The following is a 6,248-nucleotide window of genomic DNA, read 5'->3' on the forward strand; positions in this document are numbered from 1 at the left end:
GCTCTGTATTACCGCTATAAACTTACTTGTTAACACAATTAAAATGAACAAAAAGTGAACATTATTTTTGTTGTTTTTCAATAAAGTAGAAACAAATTTCAGAAATTTCTCAGCTTCCAAAGAGTACCTAGCTCAGGTAATGTTTAATTAAGTGCAGCCAAGTTGGCAAAAGCTAACTAAACAAAAATGTGCGCAAAATTTTCCTCTGTTGGAATTTCATTTTTTAAACGTAATAATCAGCAACACAATTTACTTGTTATCATTTATCGATAGTTTTTGGCGTGAATATGGATTTTCTTTTTAATAAAAACGCGGCTGATTCTGTGTCACCTGCTTCGACTCTTCCCTACTGTATTGCGAATGATGATAAAACTCTGCTGCTTAATTACGACTCTTTAGACACTTTAACCAACCGTGAATTAATAAGTGAATTTATGAAGGTTCATGGCTATCATCATCTGGTAATTTTTAATATGCCTGATAGAGCGGATGTGCTGCCATTAAAAGACTGGCCAAAGCTAAAAGGGTTATTTTTCAAAAACACCAAGACTGATATTTTTGAACAAGGGCTACAAGAAATTAAAAAGGGAGCCTTGTGGTTTCCAAGAACAGTGAGCGATAAATGGATGAGAGAAATGCTCGAAACTGAGCAAAAAAATCAAATTCAATCAAATAACTTAACGTTTAAAGAATCTAAAGTACTACACTTGCTTTCTTCTGGCGCGACCTGCCCTCAAATCGCCGATACTTTATTTATTAGCGAAGCGACGGTGCGAGTTCACTTGCACAAGATTTACCAAAAAATTAATGTTAAAAACAAACAAAAAGCCTTGCAGTGGTGCGAAAGAAATATAGATAAACTCAATAAGCTTGCGGGCTAAATTGCAATTAAGTTGTAACTTGGTACAGCCTCATAATTCTGTTTCCATCCTAGCGCCTATAACATGCGCTATACAGCATTGCTCAAAGCTTTAAGTATTTTTGCAAAATAATTATTTAACTCTTTGCCTTTTGGGAAAATCGTTTTTGATTGAATAACAAACAAATAATGGTCTATGCTTTTACTTGACCCCATTTTGCAAGGAGCAAATTTTGAAAGTACTCACCCCCTTACGTGCTGCAATTTTAATGGCAGTCACAGCGGTCTCATTGACAGGTTGCCAGCTTACCTCAAGTGAATTACCTGCAATCAGTGATTCAGGAACAAAAAACTCAGGTCACGTTGTGTGGCATGATTTGATCACACCTAATTTGGCACAATCTCAAACATTTTATGGCAGTGTATTTGGTTGGCAGTTTCAAGCCGTTAACGATAGCTATACGCTGGCATCCTTAGACGGAAAATTAATTGCAGGCATGGCTGAACTTGATAATAAGCAAAATGCCAGCCACTGGCTGAGCTTAATCAGTAGTAAAGACATCGCTGCCGTTAGTGAAAAAACTATCAAAGCCGGAGGTAAAGTCTTAGTAAGCAGTACCGAAATTAAAGGCCGTGGTACTATTGCTGTATTAGAAGACCCCCAAGGGGCTGTTTTTTCACTGATCAATACTGTTAATGGTGACCCTGAAACCCATCAGGCTGATAACGGCTGGATTTGGCAAGAAGTATGGAGTGATAACCCTGAGCAGAGCAAAGCCTTTTACCAATCACTTGGTAATTATTCAGCACAAAATAAACCGCTTAATAATGGCAATTACAGTTACTTAGCCTTAAATGGCACACCTGCGATTGGCTTTGTAAAAAAACCAGATGCCGAGATAGGCAACACATGGGTGAATTACATTAAAGTAGCCGATGTTGACGCGACCCTATTAAAAGTAACCGCCGCAGGCGGCATAGTTCTAATGGCACCAAATGACAAAGTACGAAGTGGCAGCGTCGCCATTATTCGTGATCCAGCGGGTGCTGGTATTGTAATTCAGGAGCAAATGTAATGAATAAAAAAATGATTCGCTTAGCTGCTCTTGCGGCTGCAATGTTAGCTTTAAATGCCTGCACCCCCTATGCAAGCCTAGATATTAATGCGCCATTTAAAGTAGGTCCTGTGTACGTTAACCCAAGTATTGGCATTGGCGGTACACTTTAATCAATTTCAGGGCGCTGCGTTTTAAACAAAGCGCCCTATCATTAGTGTTTTACTTTTAAGCGCTGTACCTGGGTCAGCACATCTTCAGCTTTGGCGCCTAGGTAAACGTAAATTGCCAGTGCAATCAACAGACCTACCACAGCAAACATCATCAATACAGCAGGTATAACATACTCAGTTTGCCCGAGTGCTGCTTTAAACATGGTTAGTAAGGCTTCTATCGATACTGCAATCAAAATTGTTGAGATAAAGCGTGTGATCGTTCGTCTTGTCGAGCTGTGCCGAAAAATATCCTTATGCATGAGGATTTCTTCTTCTAGAATTGTTTTGCCTAAATCAAAAATAGCCAACGCTAAAGTAACAAAGATAATAATAGTAAATGGTTTAAGCGGGTCTGACTGGGTGTCTTCGCTTAAGACTAAGTCCGCCATTCCGGCAAATACTTTATATAACAGATAGAACACCAAGCAGAACAAACAAGCGACAATCAAGCCATAGCCCACCTTAAAGTAAGGTGTCATTCTGGCTCGCTTGGTGTCTCCCATAATAAATTCAATCAGTTCTGTTAAACACACATCGATAACCAAAAACTGCTGTTTATCGTTGCCTGAAGGGATTGTTTTGATCACTGAGATACAAAGGTGCTTAGTCGCAGTCGAAATATATGGCGAAGTAAAATGCGGCACGGGTGTTGACGAAGCTAGTAAAAAATAAGGCCGAGCACTTAAGTCCTGCCCAGCCCCAATATGACCCAGTTTCTTTTTGTACTGACGCTTAAAGCAAACATTGTCACCTTGCTGAATGCCTTGTTCATTCAAGCAATATTGCAATTCTAGAAATGGATATTGATTGACGAGCTGTTGGTAGGCTTGCTTGTTAGTCAACGATGCCTGAACACTGGCAAGTATAGAAAGAAGAAGTTCATGAATAAGCTGTTGTTGCTCTTCATAGCGTTCTATAGCACTTAAATAACTCATTCTGGCCATCTTGCTTCCTCAAAGTAGTGATATCCACTCTAGTTAAGCAAGGAAGACTCCAATTTTTATTTCAATTAATAATCAATTAGTTAATTTCGTGAACGGGAATGACATTAGAATAAAAGCACTATAAAGGTGCGCATTTTGTTTTATGAAGCACTAAAACGAAAAAAGCTGTAACTCTGTGAGTTACAGCTTTTTAATTTTGGTGCGGATGGGGGGACTTGAACCCCCACGGCCGAAGCCACCACCCCCTCAAGATGGCGTGTCTACCAATTCCACCACATCCGCATACAATTCTGTATGTTGTTAAGCTTTACGTTTACTTGAGGAATGAAAACTGCTTAACGATAATTAGCAAAGCTAATTAGTTAGGTACGTCAGACGTTTTATCTTCTGTCGCAGGCACATCAGATTGTGCTGGCGTTACAGTTTCAACAGCTGGCGCAGCTTCTAGGTTTTCCCACTCATCAGTCTTTTTGATTTGACCTGCAGTAAGGTTACCTAGAACAATACTTAGTACGAAGAAGATCGTCGCTAAGATTGTTGTTGTTTTAGTCATGAAGTTACCAGCACCTGATGAGCCAAATACGGTACCAGAAGCGCCAGCACCAAATGATGAACCCATATCTGCGCCTTTACCTTGTTGGATTAAAACCATACCAACTAATGCTAAAGCAACAATTAAATAAACTACTAATAAAATTTCGTACATCTTATACGGTCCCTTTTGCACTTTCACAGATAGCAGTAAATGAATCTGCTTTAAGACTCGCGCCACCAATAAGGCCGCCGTCTATATCTGGTTGTGCAAATAATAATTCGCTATTTTTTTCATTCACGCTACCACCATATAAGATGGTTAATTGCTGTGCTACGTCGCTATCTGAAGAAGCAATCTTCTCGCGGATAAACTTGTGCACGGCTTGCGCTTGCTCAGGAGAGGCAGTCTTACCTGTGCCAATGGCCCAAACGGGCTCGTATGCTACCACAGAATTCTTCAGTGCTGCTACACCTAATTTGCTAATTACAGCATCAATTTGAGCTGCAACCACTAATTCAGTTTCGTTTGCTTCACGTTGCTGCTCACTTTCACCCACACAAAGGATAGGAGTTAAGCCAACTTGCTGCGCTCGCGCAAACTTATCTGCAACAACTTCATCTGACTCTCCGTAGATACTACGACGTTCAGAGTGACCAACCAAAGTGTAAGCTGCGCCTAGGTCTTTGACTAGCTGAGCATCAACTTCACCAGTAAAAGCACCAGCTTGGTTTTCAGAGACTGTTTGCGAACCAAACGTGACGTTTTGTTGCTGCAAAGAACTCAACAATGGGAATGGTGGAAAGACCACTATATCCAGTTCATCCGATTGAACATTTTTGATAGCAGTTGATAACTGTTCAACAAGCTCTAGAGAGCCGTTCATTTTCCAATTACCTGCGACCATCGGCTTACGTGTTGCCATTATTCCACTCCACATTAGAAAGCGGGCAAGATACTAACTCGACTTGCCCAAAGTTACAAGAGGTTATTGTTATACCTGGGTTTGTTTGCTCACAGTTTCGACAACTGCGGCTATTTTACGTGCGCTATCAAGGACAACTTTTTCCTGTTCAGCTTCAACCATTACTCGCACAACAGGTTCAGTACCTGATTTACGAAGTAATACACGACCTGTATCACCTAATTTTTCTTCAACTTGTGCAACAGCATCAATCACCGTTTGATCTTGCGTTGGATCAGTACCTTGTGGGTAGCGCACATTAATCATTTTCATTGGATATTTTGTAAAGCCAGCCCCTAAGTCTTGCAATGTTTTATTCTGCGCTACCATCGCTGCTAATACTTGCAAGCTTGAGATAATGCCATCACCCGTGCTAATTAAATCTAGATTTAATACGTGACCTGAGCTCTCGCCGCCGATTTTCCAACCCTTCTCTTGAAGTAGCTCCATCACATAGCGGTCACCCACTTTGCTGCGAGCAAACTCGATTCCACGAGCCTTTAAGGCATTCTCAAGACCCATATTTGACATGACAGTGCCAACGACACCACCACCTAAAATATCGTCATTTGCAGCTTGGCAAGCAATGATATAGACAATGTCATCGCCATCAAATACACGGCCATTATGGTCAACCATCATTACTCGGTCACCATCGCCATCGTAGGCAATACCAACATCGGCATTGTGTTCTAATACCTTGCGTTTAAGCGTTTCAACATGAGTTGCTCCACACTCTAAGTTGATATTTACCCCGTTTGGCTCACAGGCATGGCAGATAACATCCGCGCCTAGTTCACGCATTACTGAAGGTGCAATGTTATAAGTAGCACCGTTAGCACAATCGAGAACAATTTTTAAACCTTCAAGCGATAAGCCTTGCGGGAATTGGCTTTTGCAGAATTCAATGTAGCGACCATCAGCAGTTTCTAAACGACGCGCTTTACCAAGCTTATCAGAAGCAACACAGGTCATTGGTTCATCCATCATGGCTTCAATTTCAAGTTCTACTTCATCTGCAAGCTTTAAACCACGACCACTGAAAAACTTAATACCGTTATCATGGTAAGGGTTATGAGATGCACTAATCACAATACCCGCTTCAGCACGGAAAGTTTGCGTTAAATAAGCAACAGCTGGTGTCGGCATTGGGCCTAACAAAACAACATCAATACCAGCAGCAATTAAACCTGCCTCAAGTGATGTTTCGAGCATGTAGCCAGAAATACGGGTATCTTTACCAATAATGACTTTTTTTGTGCCAATTTTTGATAATACACGCCCTGCAGCCCAACCTAACTTTAAAGCAAATTCAGGTGTGATTGGAAACTCACCCACCATGCCACGAACACCATCTGTGCCAAAATACTTTCTTGTGTTACTCATTTGAAATTCCTCGATCACATGCTTGCCAAACCGCTAGCACGTCAGCTGTTTCTTGTACGTCATGAACACGAATAATTTTTGCGCCATTTTGTGCTGCTATCAGCGCACCGGCAAGGCTTCCCGCTAAGCGTTCATGTGTGTCTCTATTTAATAAATTACCAATCATCGATTTACGAGAAAGGCCTGCTAGTACTGGTAAATTGAATTTATTAAATATATTAAACTCTTTAAGTATTTGATAATTCTGAGCCAAAGTCTTACCAAAGCCAAAGCCCGGGTCTAAGATAATGCGT

8 protein-coding genes and 1 tRNA gene are annotated in these 6,248 nt (G+C 40.9%); 3 read left to right on the forward strand and 6 right to left on the reverse strand.

Annotated features, from left to right (window positions below):
* Window positions 1-287 precede the first annotated feature (287 nt).
* The 3 genes from L1D51_RS19990 (at window position 288) to L1D51_RS20000 (ending at window position 2,087) form a co-directional block, all read left to right on the forward strand.
* On the forward strand, window positions 288-881 hold the full coding sequence (locus tag L1D51_RS19990) for a LuxR C-terminal-related transcriptional regulator (RefSeq protein WP_054561856.1): 594 nt from the start codon (window positions 288-290) through the stop codon (window positions 879-881).
* Window positions 882-1,092: 211 nt separating this feature from the next.
* On the forward strand, window positions 1,093-1,935 hold the full coding sequence (locus tag L1D51_RS19995; RefSeq protein ID WP_239964622.1) for a VOC family protein: 843 nt from the start codon (window positions 1,093-1,095) through the stop codon (window positions 1,933-1,935).
* Window positions 1,935-2,087: a hypothetical protein gene (locus L1D51_RS20000; protein ID WP_167350228.1), complete on the forward strand. Its 153-nt coding sequence runs from the start codon at window positions 1,935-1,937 to the stop codon at window positions 2,085-2,087. The genes L1D51_RS19995 and L1D51_RS20000 overlap by 1 nt, the downstream gene beginning before the upstream one ends.
* Window positions 2,088-2,128: 41 nt before the next feature.
* On the opposite strand, the gene L1D51_RS20005 is transcribed toward L1D51_RS20000, so the two are convergent.
* From L1D51_RS20005 to L1D51_RS20030, 6 genes are all read right to left on the reverse strand, one after another.
* Window positions 2,129-3,073: a general glycosylation pathway protein gene (locus tag L1D51_RS20005; protein ID WP_239964623.1), complete on the reverse strand. Its 945-nt coding sequence runs from the start codon at window positions 3,071-3,073 to the stop codon at window positions 2,129-2,131.
* Between the two features lie 197 nt (window positions 3,074-3,270).
* Window positions 3,271-3,355 (reverse strand) — tRNA-Leu (locus L1D51_RS20010).
* A gap of 76 nt (window positions 3,356-3,431) precedes the next feature.
* Complete coding sequence (gene secG, locus L1D51_RS20015; RefSeq protein WP_054551698.1) at window positions 3,432-3,779, reverse strand: preprotein translocase subunit SecG; 348 nt, start codon at window positions 3,777-3,779, stop codon at window positions 3,432-3,434.
* Window position 3,780: 1 nt separating this feature from the next.
* Window positions 3,781-4,530, reverse strand: coding sequence for a triose-phosphate isomerase (gene tpiA / locus L1D51_RS20020; RefSeq protein WP_055020942.1), 750 nt, complete (start codon window positions 4,528-4,530; stop codon window positions 3,781-3,783).
* A gap of 69 nt (window positions 4,531-4,599) precedes the next feature.
* On the reverse strand, window positions 4,600-5,955 hold the full coding sequence (glmM, locus tag L1D51_RS20025) for a phosphoglucosamine mutase (protein ID WP_239964624.1): 1,356 nt from the start codon (window positions 5,953-5,955) through the stop codon (window positions 4,600-4,602).
* On the reverse strand, window positions 5,948-6,248 hold a 301-nt coding region (locus tag L1D51_RS20030; RefSeq protein WP_239964625.1), incomplete at its 5' end, for a dihydropteroate synthase. The genes glmM and L1D51_RS20030, both read right to left, overlap by 8 nt.

Source organism: Pseudoalteromonas shioyasakiensis (assembly GCF_022398475.1).
In the GTDB taxonomy this organism is placed as follows: domain Bacteria; phylum Pseudomonadota; class Gammaproteobacteria; order Enterobacterales; family Alteromonadaceae; genus Pseudoalteromonas.